This is a genomic window from Streptosporangium subroseum, assembly GCF_900188345.1.
Classification (GTDB): domain Bacteria; phylum Actinomycetota; class Actinomycetes; order Streptosporangiales; family Streptosporangiaceae; genus Streptosporangium; species Streptosporangium subroseum.
The window spans coordinates 1-19105 of record NZ_FZOD01000072.1; the positions used below are offsets into that span (position 1 = coordinate 1).

At 68.1% G+C, this 19105-nt stretch carries 23 protein-coding genes; 11 read left to right on the plus strand and 12 right to left on the minus strand.

Annotation, left to right across the window (positions count from 1 at the left end):
* Nucleotides 1–25 precede the first annotated feature (25 nt).
* The 5 genes from CHC08_RS48895 to CHC08_RS40450 all read left to right on the plus strand — a co-directional run bounded on the left by CHC08_RS48895 (nt 26) and on the right by CHC08_RS40450 (nt 2568).
* Nucleotides 26–121: a hypothetical protein gene (locus CHC08_RS48895; RefSeq protein WP_245878876.1), complete on the plus strand. Its 96-nt coding sequence runs from the start codon at nt 26–28 to the stop codon at nt 119–121.
* Nucleotides 96–404, plus strand: coding sequence for a helix-turn-helix domain-containing protein (locus CHC08_RS52820; protein WP_089212687.1), 309 nt, complete (start codon nt 96–98; stop codon nt 402–404). The genes CHC08_RS48895 and CHC08_RS52820 overlap by 26 nt, the downstream gene beginning before the upstream one ends.
* A 114-nt stretch (nt 405–518) precedes the next feature.
* Entirely contained in the window at nt 519–809 is a 291-nt protein-coding gene (locus CHC08_RS50980; RefSeq protein WP_218825723.1) for a hypothetical protein, read from the plus strand.
* The gene (locus tag CHC08_RS40445; protein WP_218825724.1) at nt 782–1336 is read left to right on the plus strand and encodes an MBL fold metallo-hydrolase; all 555 of its coding nucleotides are present in this window, start codon (nt 782–784) and stop codon (nt 1334–1336) included. The genes CHC08_RS50980 and CHC08_RS40445 overlap by 28 nt, the downstream gene beginning before the upstream one ends.
* 629 nt (nt 1337–1965) lie before the next feature.
* Complete coding sequence (locus CHC08_RS40450) at nt 1966–2568, plus strand: RICIN domain-containing protein (RefSeq protein WP_218825725.1); 603 nt, start codon at nt 1966–1968, stop codon at nt 2566–2568.
* 164 nt (nt 2569–2732) lie between these two features.
* Here the strand turns inward: CHC08_RS40450 and CHC08_RS40455 are convergent, their stop codons facing one another.
* Together CHC08_RS40455 and CHC08_RS40460 are read right to left on the minus strand one after the other, a co-directional pair.
* Nucleotides 2733–3539 (minus strand): hypothetical protein, encoded by an 807-nt coding sequence (locus tag CHC08_RS40455; RefSeq protein ID WP_089212688.1) that lies wholly within the window; start codon nt 3537–3539, stop codon nt 2733–2735.
* Nucleotides 3540–3814: 275 nt separating this feature from the next.
* Nucleotides 3815–5140 carry an MFS transporter gene (locus CHC08_RS40460; RefSeq protein ID WP_089212689.1) on the minus strand — a complete coding sequence of 442 codons (1326 nt, stop codon included), beginning with the start codon at nt 5138–5140 and terminating at the stop codon, nt 3815–3817.
* A 69-nt stretch (nt 5141–5209) separates the two neighbouring features.
* Between CHC08_RS40460 and CHC08_RS40465 the strand changes: the two genes are divergently transcribed.
* Entirely contained in the window at nt 5210–5797 is a 588-nt protein-coding gene (locus tag CHC08_RS40465) for a winged helix-turn-helix domain-containing protein (RefSeq protein WP_089212690.1), read from the plus strand.
* 163 nt (nt 5798–5960) lie between these two features.
* Here CHC08_RS40465 and CHC08_RS40470 read toward each other — a convergent pair whose 3' ends face one another.
* The 4 genes from CHC08_RS40470 to CHC08_RS40485 form a co-directional block, all read right to left on the minus strand.
* The gene (locus CHC08_RS40470) at nt 5961–7043 is read right to left on the minus strand and encodes an arabinan endo-1,5-alpha-L-arabinosidase (RefSeq protein ID WP_245878872.1); all 1083 of its coding nucleotides are present in this window, start codon (nt 7041–7043) and stop codon (nt 5961–5963) included.
* 552 nt (nt 7044–7595) lie between these two features.
* Complete coding sequence (locus tag CHC08_RS40475; protein ID WP_218825726.1) at nt 7596–8222, minus strand: TetR/AcrR family transcriptional regulator; 627 nt, start codon at nt 8220–8222, stop codon at nt 7596–7598.
* 153 nt (nt 8223–8375) lie between these two features.
* Nucleotides 8376–9263: an SDR family oxidoreductase gene (locus CHC08_RS40480; RefSeq protein ID WP_089212691.1), complete on the minus strand. Its 888-nt coding sequence runs from the start codon at nt 9261–9263 to the stop codon at nt 8376–8378.
* A 10-nt stretch (nt 9264–9273) separates the two neighbouring features.
* Entirely contained in the window at nt 9274–10014 is a 741-nt protein-coding gene (locus CHC08_RS40485; RefSeq protein ID WP_089212692.1) for an SDR family oxidoreductase, read from the minus strand.
* Between the two features lie 88 nt (nt 10015–10102).
* On the opposite strand from CHC08_RS40485, the gene CHC08_RS40490 reads away from it, so the two are divergent.
* The 4 genes from CHC08_RS40490 (at nt 10103) to CHC08_RS40505 (ending at nt 13309) form a co-directional block, all read left to right on the plus strand.
* Nucleotides 10103–10705, plus strand: coding sequence for a TetR-like C-terminal domain-containing protein (locus CHC08_RS40490; RefSeq protein ID WP_089212693.1), 603 nt, complete (start codon nt 10103–10105; stop codon nt 10703–10705).
* A 130-nt stretch (nt 10706–10835) separates the two neighbouring features.
* Nucleotides 10836–11330 carry a hypothetical protein gene (locus tag CHC08_RS40495; protein ID WP_089212694.1) on the plus strand — a complete coding sequence of 165 codons (495 nt, stop codon included), beginning with the start codon at nt 10836–10838 and terminating at the stop codon, nt 11328–11330.
* A 135-nt stretch (nt 11331–11465) separates the two neighbouring features.
* Nucleotides 11466–12641 (plus strand): sensor histidine kinase, encoded by a 1176-nt coding sequence (locus tag CHC08_RS40500; RefSeq protein WP_089212695.1) that lies wholly within the window; start codon nt 11466–11468, stop codon nt 12639–12641.
* On the plus strand, nt 12638–13309 hold the full coding sequence (locus CHC08_RS40505) for a response regulator transcription factor (RefSeq protein ID WP_089212696.1): 672 nt from the start codon (nt 12638–12640) through the stop codon (nt 13307–13309). The genes CHC08_RS40500 and CHC08_RS40505 overlap by 4 nt, the downstream gene beginning before the upstream one ends.
* A 122-nt stretch (nt 13310–13431) precedes the next feature.
* Here the strand turns inward: CHC08_RS40505 and CHC08_RS40510 are convergent, their stop codons facing one another.
* From CHC08_RS40510 to gap, 5 genes are all read right to left on the minus strand, one after another.
* The gene (locus CHC08_RS40510; protein WP_012892502.1) at nt 13432–13779 is read right to left on the minus strand and encodes an RNA polymerase-binding protein RbpA; all 348 of its coding nucleotides are present in this window, start codon (nt 13777–13779) and stop codon (nt 13432–13434) included.
* Nucleotides 13780–13860: 81 nt separating this feature from the next.
* Nucleotides 13861–14091: a preprotein translocase subunit SecG gene (secG, locus tag CHC08_RS40515; RefSeq protein WP_089212697.1), complete on the minus strand. Its 231-nt coding sequence runs from the start codon at nt 14089–14091 to the stop codon at nt 13861–13863.
* A 133-nt stretch (nt 14092–14224) separates the two neighbouring features.
* Nucleotides 14225–15001: a triose-phosphate isomerase gene (gene tpiA / locus CHC08_RS40520; RefSeq protein ID WP_275937241.1), complete on the minus strand. Its 777-nt coding sequence runs from the start codon at nt 14999–15001 to the stop codon at nt 14225–14227.
* The gene (locus tag CHC08_RS40525) at nt 15002–16189 is read right to left on the minus strand and encodes a phosphoglycerate kinase (RefSeq protein ID WP_089212698.1); all 1188 of its coding nucleotides are present in this window, start codon (nt 16187–16189) and stop codon (nt 15002–15004) included.
* Nucleotides 16189–17193 (minus strand): type I glyceraldehyde-3-phosphate dehydrogenase, encoded by a 1005-nt coding sequence (gene gap, locus CHC08_RS40530; RefSeq protein WP_089212728.1) that lies wholly within the window; start codon nt 17191–17193, stop codon nt 16189–16191. Before gap ends, CHC08_RS40525 begins: the two co-directional genes overlap by 1 nt.
* Before the next feature lie 216 nt (nt 17194–17409).
* On the opposite strand from gap, the gene CHC08_RS40535 reads away from it, so the two are divergent.
* Nucleotides 17410–17916: a hypothetical protein gene (locus tag CHC08_RS40535; RefSeq protein WP_089212699.1), complete on the plus strand. Its 507-nt coding sequence runs from the start codon at nt 17410–17412 to the stop codon at nt 17914–17916.
* 112 nt (nt 17917–18028) lie between these two features.
* On the opposite strand, the gene whiA is transcribed toward CHC08_RS40535, so the two are convergent.
* Complete coding sequence (whiA, locus tag CHC08_RS40540; protein WP_089212700.1) at nt 18029–19009, minus strand: DNA-binding protein WhiA; 981 nt, start codon at nt 19007–19009, stop codon at nt 18029–18031.
* Nucleotides 19010–19105 lie beyond the last annotated feature (96 nt).

Genomic DNA, 19105 nt, shown 5'->3' on the forward strand with positions numbered 1-19105 from the left:
CGGCAACCGCGCCGACCTGGTCGTCCTGGACCGCGACCCGTTCACCGAGCCCGCCGCCGACATCTGGCAGGCGAAAGTCGCCATGACCTTCGTCGATGGGGAGCAGGTCTACCAGGCATGAACGAACGGGGCCCGCGTCTCACACGCGGGCCCCGTTCGTCGTCGTCGGAACGGCCGGTTACGTCACCGGCCGGAAACCGCCCGGGCTGCCCCCGCAGCAACTGCGCGTCATACGGCTGGCCGCGGGCGGAGCCAGTAATCGTGAGATCGCCACCCGGCTCGGCATCAGCCCGCGGACCGTGGGGAACCATCTGTACAAGGCCTTTCCCCGGCTCGGGATCGCCTCCCGCGACGAGTTGCGAAGCCTGCTCCGCACCGGCCACGCGCTGCTCACCGACCAGTAGCATCGCTCCCGCGAAACCCGGACCGTCTCGGGTGGTCCCTCCCCCGTGAGGCCCACCTCGGGACGCCCACCGCGCCGAGCCACGCCGACCGCCCTATGACCGACGGAGAACGCCGTGAACGATCTGCCCATCTGCGTCACCTGCGGCGTCCAGTACGACGCCCCACGGGAGAACTGCCCAATCTGCGATGACGAGCGGCAATATGTCGGGTGGGAGGGCCAGCGGTGGACCTCCCTTGACGAGCTGCGCCGGACCGGGCACAGAATGAAGATCGCCGAAGAGGGCGCCGGTGTGGTCGGGGTCGGCACCGACCCCGCCACGGCCATCGGGCAGCGCGCGCTGCTGGTCCGCACGCCCGCGGGCAACGTGCTGGGGACATGGTCACCCACCTCGACGATGACGTGATCAAGGAGGTCAGGGAGCTCGGCGGGATCGACGCCATCGCGATCAGCCACCCGCACTTCTACGGCTCGATGGTCGAGTGGGCGCACGCCTTCGACGCCCCGATCCACATTCACGCGGCCGACCGCGAGTGGGTGGCCCGCCCCGACGAGTCCGTCGTGTTCTGGGAGGGCGACACTCACGAGATCCTCGAGGGACTGACGCTGATCAACGCGGGCGTGCACTTCGACGGCGGCCAGGTGATGCACTGGCGCGACGGCGAGGAGGGCCGGGGCGCCCTGTTCTCCGGCGACATCCTCCAGGTGGTGCAGGACCGCCGCTGGGTCAGCTTCATGTACAGCTACCCGAACCTCATCCCCGAACGCCCTCGGACGGTCCGCCGCGCCCTGTCCCTTCTGGAGCCGTACTCCTTCGAACGCGTCTACGGCGGCTGGTGGAAGAGGGTCGTGCACACCGACGGCGCCGAAGCCGTCCGCCGCTCCGCCGACCGCTACCTGACCTTCGCCCTGGACGACTCCCCGCAGGAGTGATCCGCCCCGGACCACCCCCGCGGGAATGATCCGCCCCGGACGACCCTCGCGGGAATGATCCGCCCTGACGCCTTCCCACAGGAATGATCCGTTCTGAACGGCCCCACGGGAATGATCCTCGGAGCCGCCGAAACGAACACCCGCCTCCCCCGCGATCTCCGTCTCAGAGGTAACCCGGCATGAGGTCGACCGTCGACCATGAGGCCACCGCGCCCGCCACCTGACCGAGGAGCGGCGTGACCGCCTCAGCTGGGCGCCTCTCCCCTCGCGGCGCGTGAACACGGCGGGCGGTTTGGCATGCCCTTCTCTCGACGCCCCGGCCCCGCGCGAAGGCTCACGTTTCTCACGTGGATTACATCAGGATCGCGAAAAATCCAGGACAAAACGACCGGATCATGAATGGCGACCTCCCCCTCGAGATCAGATAAAGCCAATATCGTCGATTTCCAGGAGTGGCTCCATTTGGTGAATTAAACTAGCCACCATCAGCTTCTCGGCATCATGAAATAAACCAAATCCGGACGAATCGCTAATATGCAGAGAACCACACTCATTTCATTCGGTCATTTTATTCAGGCATAAGCCTCGGAGCAGTACAGAAAGCCGGGGACGAACAGAAGGAGAACCGCATGAACCGCTCCATTCGTCACGTGCTCAGCCTTGCAGTAGCTTCCGCCGTCATCACGGCGGGCACGCCCGGTGTCCTCTCTCCGGCCGGGGCTTACGCGGCGACAGACGCGGGCAAGGCCTCACCCTCGGAGGACACCGCACACCGCCCGCGTGCCGCGCTTCCCCGCGCATTCATGCTGGCAAACGTGCAGACCGGCAAGTGCCTGACCATCGCCGGAGGGGTGAGCACCGACAACAACGTCACCGCGCTCCAATACAACTGCGATACCCACCCCTCCCGCCGCTGGACATTGACCGACGTAACCGGCACCGGCCTCTACCAAATACGAAACGTACAGACCCGAAAGTGCCTGACCATCGCCGGAGGGGTGAGCACCGACAACAACGTCACCGCCCTTCAGTACAACTGCGACAATCACCGCTCCCGCCGCTGGACGCTGACCGACGTAACCGGCACCGGCCTCTACCAAATACGAAATGCACAGACCCGAAAGTGCCTGACCATCGCCGGAGGGGTGAGCACCGACAACAACGTCACCGCGCTCCAATACAACTGCGATACCCACCCCTCCCGCCGCTGGACACTGAGACTGGCGGGATAGACGCACGGATAAGGGAGGAACGGATAGGAGAAGCAGCACAACCAACGGCGGCAGTCCACCGTCCCTCCCTTCCCCTGGCCCGCAGATCCGCCGGTGGCCGGTGGCCGGTGGCCGGTGGCCGAGTTGATGGTGACGCCGGTGAGAGCCGTCGGTGGTCACGGCCGTCACGGTCGATAATGGGGAGCGTCGACATACTCGACAGCGGGCTCCGGGGGCAACGCGTCTCCGGTCCGTTGGTCGGTGCAGGACGCCGTGCGAATCTCCTTACCGCTCAGCGGAGAAATCTCACCGTTCCCGATGAACCAGCCGCGAACGATTTTGACGGGCCATCCGGTGGCCGGGTCGATCCGTCGGGTCATGGATCGCATGATCAGACTGCCGGGTGTCCCGGTGGCACGCGCGAGTGTGAGCATCTGGCTGAGCACCAACGGCGCTTCCCCGTGCAGCATCATCTCGTTCCGACGGATCTCGACCTCGGCCACAATCTCCAAGGGGTCGCCTTCTTCGCCTCCCACATGACAGGTGAATACATGCAGGCCGGCTCCTCCCCGGCTCAGTAACCACAGGAAAATGTCGGTCGCGTAGTCCTCTGCCTCCATGACACGTCCAACCGGGACGTCCAGCAGGAGTGCTTCGATTCGGAAGGACATCGCCCGGAGCCTTTCCCGGCCGGCGAGCGCGGCCACGAACTCCTCGATGGGTTCGCCCCGATAGGGAAGCGGATCACCCTCCTCGCACACCAGAGCGGCGTATCGAGCCCGGCTGCCGGGATCATCGGCTTCCAGCTCCATCTCCCGGCAGAACTCACGATATTCAACGGGATCGAACGTCTCGGCCACGACACGTCCGGCTCTGCGCATGATCCGCATTTCCCGCTCACACGTGGCGAGATAAGTGTCGTAGTCGCTGAACTCGAACGAGTCGTACTCGCGCATCGTTTCGAGATCCAGCTCGTCCATCAGCAACGCCACACCGAGGACGCGACGCCTCGCCGGTCTGCGCCGTGAGGATCGTCTGCGCTTCTTACCCATCCCCGCTCCTCTCGTCCGGATGGCAAAAATAGCCACGTTCGGAGGAGCGATTTCGATGGGAGAAGCCTCCTGTGGACAGCGTCGACGGGTACGGCCTCCCTGTGGAAAAGGGCGGCCGTACCCGTCATAGGTTCAGGGGAGGGGCGGGATCCCACCGTTGGGAACTCCGGCCCGAGAGCGGCTCCCGTATCCACATCCGGTTCGGTCAGCCGAGTTCAGCCCCGCTCCGTGTCCGAGGTCGGGGTCAGGGCCGAAGCCGAGGTCAGGATCGGAGCAGGAGCAGGGGCAGGGGCCGAGGTCAGGATCGGCGTCGAGGTCGAGTCCGTCGTGGGCTGGGCCGCGGCCTCCGCGGCGGACACCGAGCGTGTCGTGACAGGCCGGGAGACGACGACGACGGCGACGACGCAGAGGGCGGCGGCGGCGCAGAACACGGCGGGCAGCCCGGCAACCGCGCCGAGGAGCCCTCCGGACGCCGCCCCCAGGGGTGTGGCCCCCATGGCGATCAACCTGTTGGTCGCGTGGACGCGGCCGAGCAGTTCCTCCGGGACGAGCCGCTGCCTCAGCGAGACCAGGAGGACGTTGGAGGCGGCGTTGGTCGCGCCGAGGAGCACCGCGGTGACACCGATGGCGGCGACGGTGGGGACAAGAACGGGCACGAGCAGCAGAAGGCTGTTGGCCAGATCGGCGGTGATCAGCACCCGCACCTGACCGGCGCGCCGGGCCAGACGTTCGGCCAGCAGGGAGCCCGCCACCGCCCCGAAGGCCAGCGTCGCCGCGAGAACGCCATAGCCGCTGGGCGAGAGCCCCACCCGTGAGTCCTCGCCGACGACCCACAGGACGAAGACCGCGAAGTAGGCCGCGTTCGCGAAGTTGAGCACACCCGCGAAGACGGAGAGCGCTCGCAGGACCCGATGGCCCCACAGGTAACGCAGGCCGTCGACGATGTCGGCGCGCAGAGGTCGCGTGGACGGGTTCTCGACGCGGAAGCGTCCGCGCATGCCAAGCAGGGCGAGTCCCGCCACCGCGTAGAGCAGGGCGGGCACCCCCAGCGTGGCGGCGGCGCCGAATCCGATGAGAAGCCCGGCCAGCGGTGCCCCGAGGAAGTTGTTGCCGACCGTCTGCACCGCGATGAGCTTGCCGTTGGCGCTGGCGAGCCGGTCACGCGGTACCGCCATCGGCAGCACGGACTGTGCTGAGGTGTCGGCGAAGACCTCGGCGATGCCGATCAGAAATGCTCCGGCCACCAGCACCGGCAGGTTCAACACCCCCAGCCACGCGGTCAGGGTCACCGCGGTCAGCACGCCCGCACGCGTCCAGTTGGCCATGACCATGATCCGCCGCCGGTCGTACCGGTCGGCGAGCGCGCCCGCGTGCAGCGTCAGCAGCAGCCACGGCAGCGCCGCCGCCGCGCTGACCAGCGAGATCAGCAGCGGCGAGCGTGTCAGGGTCACCGCGATGAGTGCCACGCCGACGACCGCGACGCCGTCCCCGATGTTGGACAGGCCCGAGGCCGTCCACAACCAACGAAACGATCGTCCCATTGCGACGCCTCCGGTATCGTGTAAAGGAAAGTGTGCAAATATTCCTTTGCAAAGATACGGCTGCACAAGATGAATGACAAGACCAACAATCTCGAAGCCTCAGCGCTCAAGGGGCTCGCCCATCCCGTACGTCTCCGCCTGGTGGGGCTTCTCGATCACCACGGTCCCGCGACGGCGACCCAGCTCGCCGCCCAGATCGGCGAGAACACGGGCTCGACGAGCTACCACCTGCGTCAGCTCGCCCGGCACGGGCTCATCGAGGACATTCCGGGGCGCGGCAAGGGCAAGGAGCGCTGGTGGCGCAGCCGCGCTTTCGACCTGGACGTCGACCGGTTCCGTCGCGATCCTGAGACGGCAGAGGCCGCCGAGTCCCTGCTCGCGGATATGATCCGCCAGCGAGGCGCCGAGCTCACCCGCTGGATGGAGGAGTCACGAGCCACCCCCCGGCCGTGGCTCGAGGCCGGAGCTCACAAGCACATGGCGCTGCGCCTCACCCGGGAGGAACTCGCCGACCTGACGCGGGAGGTCTCCCAGGTCCTGGACGCGCACCATGAGAGGGCCAGGGATCGAGACGAGAAGACGCCGGACACCGCCCGCGTCATCGTCCACTTCGACGTCTTCCCCGTCGGCCTCGGAGAGCAGGAAGCCCCCGAATGACGTATGGCCGCCGTCTCGCACGACAAAGACGGCGGCCGTTCCCCTTCGAGGGGTTTCATCAAAAGCACGATCGCGCCGCCCCCGGGCCCTCCCCACCGGCGTGAAACCGGAGAACCGGCCCGCGCCTCGGTGACCACGAGACCGACGACCGTCGTGTCAGTTCTCAGTAGACATACGGCCAGCCACTGGAGTCCCAGCCGAGCAGATTGATGCCGAGCCGGGCTGAGCCGTTGTCGGCGTAGTAGTGATAGACGAGGACGTCACCATCGGAATCGGACAGTACGGCGTTGTGTCCGGGACCGTGGATGCCGCCATGGCCCGCGAGGATCTCCGTCCCCCCGCCCGATGTCATCCGGGTTCCGTTCCGGTCGACAAAGGGGCCCGTGATCGACGCCGAACGGCCGACCATGGTGCGGTAGGTGCTCTGAGCACCCCTGCAGCACAGGTCGAAGGAGACGAACAGGTAGTAGTAGCCGCCATGGCGGTAGATGAAGGGCGCCTCGACCGCGCCCGAGGCGGTGGTCCGCTGCGCCAGAGCGCGGATGGTGGTGTCGGAGGCCGACCTTCTGCCCGTCGCGGGGTCAAGCCGGATCATCTTGATGCCGGACCAGAAGGAGCCGAAGGACAGCCACCACACGTTCTGGGCGTCGACGACGAGGTTGGGGTCGATGGCGTTGTAACCGCTGCCGGAGGTGGTCTCGATGATCATTCCCTGGTTCGTCCAGGATCCCGAGGCTCCGGTCGTGCTCGTGGCCAGGAAGATCGCCGAATGGGACGACCCGAAGCTGGAGGCCGAGTAGTACAGGTAGTACCGGCCGTTGCGGTAGGAGATGTCGGGTGCCCACAGGTTGCGGCTTCCGCCGGTGTAGGCGGTGGTCCAGGGCGCCCCGTTCGGCCAGACGACTCCGGCGTTGCGGAAGGCCGTCCGGTCGGTGGACGTCTTGATGCCGAGGCCGTCCGCGGTGTGGACCAGGATGTAGCCGCCGGCGGGGGTCTTCACCATCGAGGGGTCGTGGACCAGGACGTCCCCGGTGACACGGCCCGGCCCCGGATAGTCCGCGAGCGAGGCGCCGGCGGCCCCGGACGCCGGACCACCGGAGCCCTGAACGGCGGCCGCGCCCCCGGAGCCTTGAGCGACGGCCGCGTCTGCCGAAGGACCCGCCATGGCGACCGCGGGTCGCAGGGCTCCCAGAGTGGCGACGGCGAACACGCACGTCACGATCAGCCCCCGGGCCGGACGTTTCATGTCATCACATCCTGATCTTGATTTGGTATACCGTTCCCCGGCCTGGAGGGGGGCGGGCCGGACTCAGCTCGTGGCCAGGCGGGACCGGGCCGGTGGAAGACAGGCCAGGGCAGCCAGGGTCAGAAGGAACCACCGGCGGAGGCCGTCCGGCCGGCTCCGTGGCCGGAGGTTCGCGCAGCGCGGTTCACCAGGTCGAGCGCTCTCCCGCTGCCGCCGGGCGGGGGCGTACCGGCTGTCGAGTGCGGCGGGAGCGGCGGGAGCGGCGGTCGAACCGGGACCCGCGAGCACCATCGGCCCCGTGACGTTCGGTAACATCGGCCCACCATGTTTCTTAACATGGAATTACGATGCATGTAGTGGACTGACTGCACCGTACGGAGAGCGTTTACCAGCGTCAACCCTCTCCACTCCGCCCGCTCCGAACAGACGCCCGCCCACGCACGTCGGCCCGCGATACCGCCGACGCCCCAAGCCGGGGACCCTGAAACTTTCACACCGGCCAGGCGCCGCAGGTCATCCGGCAGGCTCCCCGGGCAGGTCCGTGACCGCCGCTTACGTCTGCTTCCGGGTGGCGAGGTCGAACAGGGTCACGAGTTCTTCACCGTAGGCATCAAGATCGAGGTCTGAGCGGGTCTGCAGCAGGAAAGGCAGCGCGTCGATGGCTCGCTGGATGGTCGTGGCCATCACATAGGTGTCGAAAGCACGGAACTCGCCACTGCGCTGTCCGGCTCGCAGGATGTCCTGCACGTGCCCGAGCACGTCGCGCTCGGTGTCCGAATCGTAGGAGCGGCTGTCGTCCTGGTCGCGGAAGTCGAGGAAGATCGCCATCAACACCTGCATCTGCGTCCCGTGGGCCGAGATGAACTCGACCAGCGCCCGGATGTAGGCGCGCAGGGTGCTCCTCGCATCCGGTTGATCCCGCATGCGCTCCGCCATGAACTGGCCCATCACGGTATACACGTCGGCGAGCACCGCGCGTATCAGATCGTTCTTTCCGGCGAAGTGGTACGAGATCAACCGTGTGCTGGACAGCCCTGCCCGCTCCGCGATCCGCGCGAACGACGCCTGCCGGTAGCCGAGCTCGGCGATCGTCTCGATCGTAGCCGCCACGATCTGGGCGCGACGGGCCGAGGCCGTGAACGAACGGCTCTCGGGATCCGCGGAGCTTTTTGCTGGCATGAGTAAGAAATACCTTATACAGGTAACCGATACACGTAACGCGGAGGTCCGGGCCAGGCCGACGTCCGTCCGGCTCCGCCCGATCACCATGGGCCGGGCGGCGTCAACGGCCGGAGCCGACCGGCGGGCGCCCGGCTGGGCGGCTACCGTCTCCTACCGGGGGCTGAGCAGATCTTCCATCCCGATCCTGCGGTAGAACTCGGCGCGGATCCGGTCGCCGACGGCGTTGACCACCTCGGCACCGTCGTCGGCCGGGTCGATGTGGACGCGGAACGGCCTCTTGCCATGGGGCAGGTCCACGATCCGCACGATCTCCTCGGCCACCTCCGAGACGTCGGCGTCAGGCGGGGCGAGCGCGGCCAGGCGCTGTCCCACCTGGTCGAGCAGTCCCGCGTAGTGCTCCTCGTAGGCGCCGGCCGTCTCCTTGTCCGCCGGGTGTCCGGCGTGTGCGAAGTGGTTGGTCCCCGAGGTGAACGCGCCGGGCACGACGATGGAGGTCTCGATGCCGAAACGGGCCAGCTCCGCGGCGTAACCGACCGCGAGCGAGTCCATCGCGGCCTTGGCCGCGAAGTAGGGCCCGAGGTAGGGCGGGGTGCCGCCCCTGGCGCTGGAGCTGGAGTTCCATACCAGCAGGCCGTGTCCCCTGGCCCGCAGGTGTGGCAGTGCGGCCCTGTTGACCCGCTGGGTGCCCAGCACGTTGACGTCGTAGACGTGGGCGATCTCCTCGGGGGTGAAGGCCTCCGTGGGACCGAGCACCATGTGCCCGGCGTTGTGCACGATCACGTCGATGCGTCCGTGCTCCGCGATGATCGCGGCGACCGCGGCGTCCGCCGACTCCTGGGACAGGACGTCCAGCTCGATCGCGCGCAGGTCGACGCCGTGCTCGGCGGCGTAGGCGGCCGCCTCGGCGACGTGGGGCGCGCCACTGCCCCCGGTCTGGCGCATGCTCGCGTAGACGGTGTGCCCGGCGTCGGACAGGGCGCGCGCAGTGAGCGCGCCGAACCCGCTGGACGCACCGGTAATGAGAATGATCTTGTTCATGCCCGGCCCCTCAGATGATTCCGCCGTTGGAGTACAACACCTGTCCGTTGACCCATCGGGCCGGACCCGCGAGGAAGGCCACGACCTCGGCGATGTCCTCGGGCTGCCCCAGTCGCTCCAGCGGCGGCTGGGCCGCCAGCCTGGCGATGGCCTCCTCGGTGTTGGCCCCCAGGAAGAGGTCGGTGGCGGTGGGCCCGGGTGCGACGGTGTTGACCGTGACGTCCCTGCCGCGCAGCTCGCGGGCCAGGATGAGGGTCATTCCCTCGACGGCACTTTTGGATGCGTTGTAGGCGGTGTAGCCGGGGTGGGCCAGTTTGGTGACCGAGGTCGAGAAGGTGATCAGGGCGCCTCCCCGGCGCAGGCGGCGGGCGGCCTGCTGGGCCACGACGAAGGCCCCGCGCATGTTGACCCGCATCACGCGGTCCAGCACGCTCAGGTCGAGATCGACGAGCGGGGTGCCCGGGATCATGACCCCGGCCGCGTTGACGACGACGTCGACGCCGCCGAAGGCCTCCTCGGTGGCGTCGAAGAGCGCGGCGATCGCCGCCTCGTCGCTGACGTCGGCCCGGATGGCGAGCGCCTGCCCGCCCTTGGCGATGACCTCCTCGGCGGCCGCTCGGCCCTCGGCGTCGTTGCTCGCGTAGTTGACCACGATGGCGTATCCGTCGTCGGCGAGCCGCCTCACGACCTGGCGTCCGATCCCGCGCGAACCTCCGGTGACGATGGCGACGCGAGCTGTGGTGGTGCTCATGATGAGGTGCTCCTTCGCAAATATGTGTACCCTATGTACATATACACGAATATGAACACAGTGTCCATATAAATTCTGGAGGTAGACGGTGACCCAGCCCACGGAGCCGGTCCGCCGCGGGCGTGGACGCCGCCCGGCCGACGAGGTGCGCCGGGAGGTCCTGCAAGCGGCCGGGGAGCTTCTACTCGCGGAGGGAATGGCCGGCTTCACCATCGAGAAGGTCGCGGCTCTCGCGGGTGCGAGCAGGGTGACGCTCCACAAGTGGTGGCCGTCCAAGGGGGCGTTGGCGCTCGACGGCTACTTCAACGTCGTCGGCCCCACCCTGGCCTTCCCCGACACCGGCGACCTCGCCGCCGACCTCACCGCGCAGCTGCGGGCCTTCGTCCACCTGATGAGTCATACCCAGGCCGGGCGCGTCATGCCCGAGCTCATCGGACAGGGTCAGACCGACCCCGAGCTCATGGCCGCCTTCCGCGAGCGTTACTCGGCCCCGCGCAGAGCACTCGCCGTCGAGATCCTGGAGCGGGCCAGGCGGCGCGGCGAGCTACGCGAGGACCTCGACCTCGAAGTGATCGTCGACCAACTCTGGGGCGCCTGCTACCACCGGCTCCTCATCCCCGACCAGCCGCTGACCGACGAGTTCGCCGAAGCTCTCGTCAGGAACCTGCTGAACGGAGTCGGCCGCCCCTGACCACTCGCCGGACGAAGCCGGACGCCTTGAAAGCGCGTCCCGCACCCGCGAACTCCATCCGGGGGTGGAGAAACGAATCTCCACCACCGCGCCGATCCGCTCCGACCCGTGTTTTTCTACCGTCTGACGCATGGACCCGATACAGACCGCAGCCCTCGCCATCGTCCTGATCGTCTTCGTTCTCTACCGCCAGATGAGGACCCGGATCGCCACCGGATACGGCCTCCGCTACACCGCCGTAGCCATGATCGCGATCGGCCTGCTCTCCGGGGGCCTCGTCGACCCGCACAACCTGGCCCTCAGCGTGACGCTGCTGGTCGTGGAGGCCGCGCTGGCCGTGGCCTTCGGCATCGTTCGCGCCGCGACCGTACGGGTCTGGCGGGACGAGGCGGGAGTGCCGTGGTCCCGGGCCACCGGCTGGACCCTGGTGGGCTGGCTGGCCTCACTCGCCACCCGCTTCGCCCTGCTCGCCGCCGGCCCCCTCCTCGGCCTCGACCTCGCCTTCACCCCCACCGCCCTCCTGGTCTTCGTCGGTCTGACCATCGGCACCCAGTCCCTCTTTGTCGCCCGGCGCGCCCACGCCCTGCCGCTCGCCCCCTCCCCCGTCACCCCGGTCGGCGCGTGATCGCGACTCAGACCTCCGTCCCCGTACGGCCGCGCCCCCTCACGGCCGCCGTCCGCCGCCCCTCCCGCCCCGGCCTCGCCGTACGGCGAGCGGCCCGGAACGGGGGGCATCCCGCCTTCTCGGTATCTTTCTGACATGACCGCGATTCGCAGAAAGGCCGCGATCATCCAGGTCGCCGTACGCCTCGCGATAATCGCGGTATTCGTGGCAGCCCAGGTCGCGCAGGAGGCCGGCTCGACCCCGATCAGGCATCGACTCCTCGTCGCGGGGCTGAGCGTGACCATCGTCGGATCTCTGGCCGTCGCGCCCCTGCTCAGAACGTCGGGGACGCGCCCCCCGGTCACGTTCCTGGGGATTCCGATCAGGCTCGGCGCCGCCGTGCTGGCCTCGGCCGGGCTCCTCGCCGTCTCCCCTGACGGCGGTCCCGCCATCGTCGCCATGCTCGTCTCCGTCGGCGTGGCGGCCCTCAGATATTCGCTGGTCCGTGCGCTCCCGGTGGGATTGCTCTCCCTGGCCGGTCTGCTGCTGGTCGGCGTGGCCGACCGCCGCTGGGACCAGGAGCTCAGCCTCGGCTTCAGCGTCTGCATGGTCTTCCTGGCCTTCTACTCGATCCGGCAGCGCCGAGCGGTCAGGAACGCCGAGGAGAGGGAGGCCGTACTCGCCGAGCGGGCGCGGATCGCCAGGGAGATCCACGACATCCTGGCCCACTCCCTGTCCGCGCAGATCGTCCACCTGGAGGGCGCGCGCCTGCTGCTGCAGGCCGACCGGTCCGAGGAGGCTCTGGACCGGGTCGAACGCGCCAGGGACCTGGCCAAGACCGGCCTGGAGGAGGCCCGCAGGGCCGTGTCCGCGCTGCGCGAGGACAGCCCGCCGCTGCCCGTGGCGCTCAGGACGCTGACCGAGGAGTTCCGCTCCACGAACGGCCAGGCGTGCGCGCTCACCGTGACGGGCCCCGAGCGCCGCCTCACCCCCAAGGCCGAGCTGACGATGATCCGGACCGCGCAGGAGGCCCTCACCAACGTCGGCCGCCACGCCCCGGGAGCGGCCGCCTTCGTACGGCTGAGCTTCGAAGAAGGAGCGTGCGAGCTGGAGGTGACCAACCCTGCCGGTGACGGCCCCGGGACCCCCGGCGGAGGATACGGACTCGTGGGAATGGCGGAGCGGGCCGAGTTGCTCGGCGGAGTCCTGGAGGCCGGAGACGCGGACGGAGGGTTCCGGGTCCGGCTGAGACTGCCCGTGACGGTTGACCCGGCACGTGGGGAAGCCGCCGTCATGGCCGGCGGCCGGACCGCGCCGGGGTGGTCCGTATGACCGCCCGGGTGCTCGTGGTCGACGACCAGACGGTCGTGCGCGAGGGGCTCACGCTGCTGCTCGGACTGCTGCCGGGCATCGAGGTGGTCGGCTCGGCGGGCGACGGCGAAGCCGCTCTGCGGCTGATCGAGGCTGAGCGGCCGGACGTGGTCCTGATGGACCTGCGGATGCCCAGGATGGACGGCGTCGAGGCCACCAGGCGGATCCGCGCCGCGTATCCGGAGACCCAGGTCGTCGTCCTGACCACCTACTCCGACGATGAGTCGGTGTTCGCCGCTCTGCAGGCCGGGGCCAGGGGTTTCCTCACCAAGAGCGCCGGCGCGGAGGAGATCTCCCGGGCCATCGCCACCGTGATGAGAGGCGACGCCCAGCTCGATCCCACGGTCCAGCGCCGTCTCCTCGAGACCATGACCCCGCCGGCCTCATCCGGTCGGGGCAGGGATCCGGGGCGGCCGGAGGGCGATCTGCCCGACGGTCTGACCCGGCGGGAGACCGAGGTCCTGCGCCTCATCGCCCGGGGCGACTCCAACGCCGAGATCTCCGCCGGCCTGTTCATCAGCGAGGCCACGGTCAAGACCCACATCAACAATCTCTTCGCCAAGATCGGCGTCCGCGACCGCGCCCAGGCGGTCACCTACGCCTATCGCCGCGGCATCGCCGACGCCTGAGGCCGGCCTGCCTCCGCGGAACACGCCGCCGTCGCCCAGGATCGATCAAGAAGGACCGGACACGGACATACGGAAGGCCCCCGTGGACGAGTTCCACGAGGGCCCCTGTGACGTGGCCGTACCTAGTAGATCGGGCGCGAGGAGGAGCGCAGGCGCTCCAGTGCCTCAGCCAGAATCTGCGCGCCGTCCTTGTCGCTACGACGCTCCTTCACATAGGCGAGATGCGTCTTGTACGGCTCGTTGCGCGGCGGCGCGGGCGGATTGGCCTCGTCCTGACCGGCAGGGAGACCACACCGGGGGCAGTCCCAGAATTCCGGGACGGCCGCGTCACTGGCGAAACTGGGGCGCGTCTCGTGCATGTTCGCGCACCAGAAGGGGACCCTTACACGGGGAGCCGCCTCGCCGCGCTCCGCCTCCCCCATAGGGCCGGCGCCGACACGGCTGCCACGGATCGCGTTGCCACTACCCACGGATGAACTCCTTGCTCGATGGCCCCGCCGCTCAGGATGGATGCGGGGGGCTGAACCACTGTCACGCCTGTCGAAGCCGGGTCAGGGCCTCAGGAGCAGGCCCAGCGCGATGATGCAGACAAACCAGACCACACCGGTGATGATCGTGAGTCGGTCGAGGTTGCGCTCCACGACGGAGGACCCTCCGAACGACGACGAGAAACCGCCACCGAAGAGGTCCGACAGACCGCCGCCCTTGCCCTTGTGGAGCAGGACGAGCAGCATCATCAGCAAGCTCGACAACATGAGGGCGATGGAAATTCCGATTGTCACGGTTGACCTGTTCCCTATTTCGCGCGGCCCGCGTCCGGGCGCGACCCTTGTTATGACGCCTACGGCGTGACGATTCAAACTTGCTCTACGAGGGTATGACCTGTTGTCAAGTCACACCCCCCGAATGGCCGACTCAGGCAGACATTTCGCCAAAACGACAGATCTTGACGAACTCTCCCGGGTCGAGGCTCGCGCCACCGACCAGAGCACCGTCGACATCAGTCTGAGCCATGATGCCTGCGATGTTGTCAGACTTGACCGACCCACCGTAAAGGATACGGACAGCGGCGGCCACCTCGCTGTCATACAGCTCGGCGAGTCGGACACGCAATGCTCCGCAGACCTCCTGCGCGTCGGCCGGAGTGGCCACCTCGCCGGTACCGATCGCCCAGACCGGCTCATAGGCGAGCACGATGGACGCGGCCTGCTCGGCCGTGACCTTGCGGAGCGCCCCGTCGAGCTGGGAGACGGCGTGGGCCACCTGACCACCGGCCTGACGGATCGCCAGTCCCTCCCCCACGCACAGGATCGGCGTGAGCGAGTTCCGGTAGGCGGCCTGCACCTTCGCGTTGACGAGATCGTCGTCTTCGTGGTGGTACTGCCGCCGCTCCGAGTGCCCGGCCAGGACGAAGGTGCAGCCGAGCTTGGCGAGCATCGTCCCGGAGATGTCTCCGGTGTAGGCGCCGCCGTCGTACGGCGACAGGTCCTGCCCGCCGTACTCGATTCGCAGCTTGTCGCCGTCCACCAGGGTCTGCACGCTGCGCAGATCCGTGAACGGCGGAAGCACCGCCACCTCGACCCTGTCGAAGTCCTTGTCGTTCAGTCCGAACGCCAGTTTCTGGGTGGTGGCGATGGCCTCAAGATGGTTGAGGTTCATCTTCCAGTTACCGGCTATGAGCGGCTTGCGCACCTATTCCTCCAAGGCGACGAGTCCGGGCAGGGTCTTGCCCTCCAGGTATTCCAGACTGGCCCCGCCACCGGTGGAGATATGGGAGAACCCGTCCTCGGGCAGACCGAGCCGTCGCACCGCGGCGGCGGAGTCTCCCCCGCCGACGACCGTGAACGCCTCCGACCGGATCAACGCCTCGGCGACCGCGCGTGTTCCGCCGGAGAACGCCTCGAATTCGAAGACGCCCATCGGGCCGTTCCAGAACACGGTCTTGGCGTCGGCCAGCCTGCTCGCGAACAGCTCGCGGGTCCGCGGGCCGATGTCGAGGCCCTCCCTGTCGGCCGGGATCGCGGTGGCGTCGACCACCTCGTACTCGGCGTCCTCGGCGAAGTGCGTGGCCGCCAGCACGTCGACCGGGAGAACGAGCTCCACGCCGCGCTTGGCCGCCTCGGCGAGGAAGCCGCGCACCTGGTCGAGCTGGTCTTCCTGGAGCAGCGACTTGCCGACCTCGTAGCCCTGGGCCTTGAGGAAGGTGTAGGCCATGCCGCCGCCGATGAGGAGGCGGTCGACCTTGGTGAGCAGGTTGCCGATGACGCCGAGCTTGTCGGAGACCTTGGCGCCGCCCAGCACCACGACGTACGGCCTGGGGGGATCCTCGGTCAGCTTCTTCAGCACCGTGACCTCGGCCAGGACCAGCGGGCCCGCCGCGTGCGGCAGGAGCTTCGGCACGTCGTAGACGCTGGCGTGCTTGCGGTGCACCGCACCGAAGCCGTCGCCGACGTAGACGTCACCGAAGGCGGCCAGTTTCGCCGCGAACTCCGCACGCTCGGCGTCGTCCTTGGACTCCTCGCCCGGCTCGAAGCGAAGGTTCTCCAGCAGTGCCACCTGGCCGCCCTGCAGGGCCTCCACGACGGCCTGCGCCGAATCCCCGATGACATCGGTCGCGAAGGCGACGTCGGCGCCCAGAAGCTCACCCAGCCGCTTGGCGACGGGAGCGAGGGAGTATTTCGGGTTCGGCTGCCCCTTGGGGCGTCCCAGGTGCGCCACGACGATCACCCGCGCGCCCTTGCCGACAAGTTCTTCGATCGCCGGCACCGAGGCGCGGATCCGGCCGTCGTCGGTGATGACGTCCCCTTCGAGGGGAACGTTGAGGTCGGCGCGCACGAGAACGCGCCGACCGTCCACGTCGAACTCGGAGATGTCCTTCATCAGAGGTCGGCGCCGACCAGCTCGATGAGGTCCGCGAGGCGGTTGGAGTAGCCCCACTCGTTGTCGTACCAGCCGATGACCTTGACCTGGTTGTCGATCACCTTGGTGAGACCGGAGTCGAAGATGCAGGACGACGGGTCGGTGACGATGTCGCTGGAGACGATCGGGTCCTCGGTGTAGCTGAGGTAGCCCTTGAGGTAGCCCTCGGACGCGGCCTTGAGCGCGGCGTTGACCTCCTCGACCGTGGTGTTGCGGCCGACCTCGACGGTCAGGTCGGTGGCCGAGCCGGTGGGGATCGGCACGCGCAGCGCGAAGCCGTCGAGCTTGCCCTTGAGCTCGGGCAGCACCAGGCCGATGGCCTTGGCCGCACCGGTCGAGGTCGGCACGATGTTGATCGCGGCGGCGCGGGCGCGGCGCAGGTCGGCGTGCGGGGCGTCCTGCAGGTTCTGGTCCTGCGTGTAGGCGTGGATCGTGGTCATCAGACCCTTCTCGATACCGAAGGTGTCGTGGATGACCTTGGCCATCGGCGCCAGGCAGTTGGTGGTGCAGGACGCGTTGGAGATGATCGTGTGATTGGCCGGGTCGTACTTGTCGTGGTTGACGCCCATCACGATGGTGACGTCCTCATTCTTGGCCGGAGCCGAGATGATGACCTTCTTGGCGCCGTTCTCGGCGTGTGCCCGGGCCTTGTTGGCGTCGGTGAAGAAGCCCGTGGACTCCACCACGACGTCCACTCCCAGGTCGCCCCAGGGCAGCTTGGCGGGGTCGCGCTCGGCGAAGGCCTTGATCGTCTTACCGTCCACGATGATCTCGTCGGCGGTGCTCTTCACCTCGTACGGCAGGCGACCCAGAATGCTGTCGTACTTGAGCAGGTGGGCGAGCGTGGCGTTGTCGGTCAGGTCGTTGACGGCAACGATCTCGATGTCCTTGCCGCTGGCAGCGACCGCACGCCAGAAGTTACGGCCGATACGGCCAAATCCATTGACGCCTACGCGGATGCTCACGTGCAGATCTCCTCGTACGTCGATGCGCCGGTCCACAGGACCGGCGTCTTGAGAGCAGGCTGAAACCTCAACCACAAACCTTATCGGACCCAAATTGGTTTAGACCACTGGGAGGGTCGGGTCGGTTCTTCCTTAACCCACGGACAGGTATCGCACCATTCAAGTAAAGTGCCCGACTCGTCACTGTAAACGCCTTCATCACCTCAAGGACCAGCCATGACGGACAACGATCCTCACTCAACGAACAGGCTCTTACCGGGCGTCCTCTCGGGCCTCGTCGCCATGGTCGTCGGCGCCGCCGCCTACGGCGCCTTCCTCGGCTTCAGCGGCTACGGGCTCGGATACGCCACCGTCGGCGTCGGTGTCCTCGTCGGGCTCGCCATGATCGCGGTCAGGCCCGCGAGCCGGGTGCTGCCCCCGCTGGCCGCCTTCTTCTCTCTGGCCGGCGCCGTGCTCGGACAGATCGCCGGAGACACCATCCGCTGGGCCCAGGCGTCCGGCGTCGACTACGGCACGGCCGTCGGCGAGGTGCTCGGGCCCTTCCCCCAGCAGCTCAAGGAGCAGCCCATCTGGATCCTGTTCTGGGTGATCGCCGCCTACGTGGGCTTCGGCTTCGTGAACAGCCGTGTCAAGTCCGCCCGCGAGACCCTCGCCGCCTCGTCCCTCCCGCAGCGGGACGAGACCGAGTACGTGGACAACTTCGCCCCGAGGAAGCAGGCGTAGTCCTCCGGGTAACCATCGGAAAATCAGGTGTGCACCCTACGAGCGGAGAGCCGGCGCCTCGGGAAGGGGCACCGGCTCTCCGTCGTTCACCGACTCTTTTACGGATCCCCGCCTACGGCGCCAGCATGTCCACCGTGAGGTTGGCCTCGGTGTTGGGGATGCCGATGTCCTGGGCGCGCTTGTCGGCCATGGCGAGCAGGCGGCGTATACGGCCGGCGATGGCGTCCTTGGTCAGCGGCGGGTCGGCCAGCTGGCCGAGCTCCTCCAGGGAGGCCTGCTTGTGCTCCACCCGGAGACGACCGGCGATCACCAGATGCTCGGGAGCCTCCTCGCCGAGAATCTCCAGGGCGCGCTGGACCCTGGCACCCGCGGCGACCGCGGCACGAGCCGAACGGCGCAGGTTGGCGTCGTCAAAGTTGGCCAGGCGATTGGCCGTCGCCCGTACCTCACGGCGCATCCGCCGCTCCTCCCAGGCCAGCACGCTGTCGTGGGCGCCCAGCCGGGTCAGCAACGCGCCGATGGCGTCGCCGTCACGGACCACCACCCGGTCGACACCGCGGACCTCGCGGGCCTTGGCGTGGATCTTCAATCTCCGAGCGGACCCGACCAGCGCGAGCGCCGCCTCCGGTCCCGGGCAGGTGACCTCCAGCGACATCGAACGCCCCGGCTCGGTGAGGGAGCCGTGCGCGAGAAAAGCCCCACGCCACGCGGCCTCGGCATCGCAGGTTGCTCCCGCGACGACCTGGCGGGGCAGCCCGCGGACCGGACGTCCGTGGTTGTCGATCAACCCGGTCTGCCGTGCCAGCGCCTCCCCGTCGCGATAGACGCGCACCAGGTAACGCGACCCCTTGCGCAGTCCCGCAGGGGCCAGGACGAGCACTTCGGCCTTGTGCCCGAACACCTCGTTGATGTCCTTGATGAGCCGCCGGGCCGTGACATTGGTGTCCAGCTCCGCCTCGATCACAATCCGCCCGCTCACGAGGTGCAACCCGCTCGCGAACCGAAGGAGCGTCGACACCTCGGCCTTACGGCAGCAAGGCTTCAGGACCGGCAGCCGGCTCAGCTCGTCCTTCACCACACCTGTCATCGCCATGTGCGTTCGTCCTCCCCCATACAGACCCCCATGCGGCCCGAGATAAAAATCAGGCTCACAGAAGTTTCTCGCACTCCTGAGCACCGCTGACCAGGA

Coding starts and splice junctions, on each gene's coding strand:
- CHC08_RS40460 (WP_089212689.1), bottom strand. CDS start 5,140: ATGGGACGATCGTTTCGTTGGTTGTGGACGGCCTCGGGCCTGTCCAAC.
- CHC08_RS40450 (WP_218825725.1), top strand. CDS start 1,966: ATGAACCGCTCCATTCGTCACGTGCTCAGCCTTGCAGTAGCTTCCGCC.
- CHC08_RS40480 (WP_089212691.1), bottom strand. CDS start 9,263: ATGAACAAGATCATTCTCATTACCGGTGCGTCCAGCGGGTTCGGCGCG.
- CHC08_RS40470 (WP_245878872.1), bottom strand. CDS start 7,043: ATGAAACGTCCGGCCCGGGGGCTGATCGTGACGTGCGTGTTCGCCGTC.
- CHC08_RS40475 (WP_218825726.1), bottom strand. CDS start 8,222: ATGCCAGCAAAAAGCTCCGCGGATCCCGAGAGCCGTTCGTTCACGGCC.
- CHC08_RS52820 (WP_089212687.1), top strand. CDS start 96: ATGGGGAGCAGGTCTACCAGGCATGAACGAACGGGGCCCGCGTCTCAC.
- CHC08_RS40525 (WP_089212698.1), bottom strand. CDS start 16,189: ATGAAGGACATCTCCGAGTTCGACGTGGACGGTCGGCGCGTTCTCGTG.
- CHC08_RS40505 (WP_089212696.1), top strand. CDS start 12,638: ATGACCGCCCGGGTGCTCGTGGTCGACGACCAGACGGTCGTGCGCGAG.
- CHC08_RS40465 (WP_089212690.1), top strand. CDS start 5,210: ATGAATGACAAGACCAACAATCTCGAAGCCTCAGCGCTCAAGGGGCTC.
- CHC08_RS40485 (WP_089212692.1), bottom strand. CDS start 10,014: ATGAGCACCACCACAGCTCGCGTCGCCATCGTCACCGGAGGTTCGCGC.
- whiA (WP_089212700.1), bottom strand. CDS start 19,009: ATGGCGATGACAGGTGTGGTGAAGGACGAGCTGAGCCGGCTGCCGGTC.
- CHC08_RS40495 (WP_089212694.1), top strand. CDS start 10,836: ATGGACCCGATACAGACCGCAGCCCTCGCCATCGTCCTGATCGTCTTC.
- CHC08_RS40535 (WP_089212699.1), top strand. CDS start 17,410: ATGACGGACAACGATCCTCACTCAACGAACAGGCTCTTACCGGGCGTC.
- CHC08_RS40500 (WP_089212695.1), top strand. CDS start 11,466: ATGACCGCGATTCGCAGAAAGGCCGCGATCATCCAGGTCGCCGTACGC.
- CHC08_RS40445 (WP_218825724.1), top strand. CDS start 782: ATGGTCACCCACCTCGACGATGACGTGATCAAGGAGGTCAGGGAGCTC.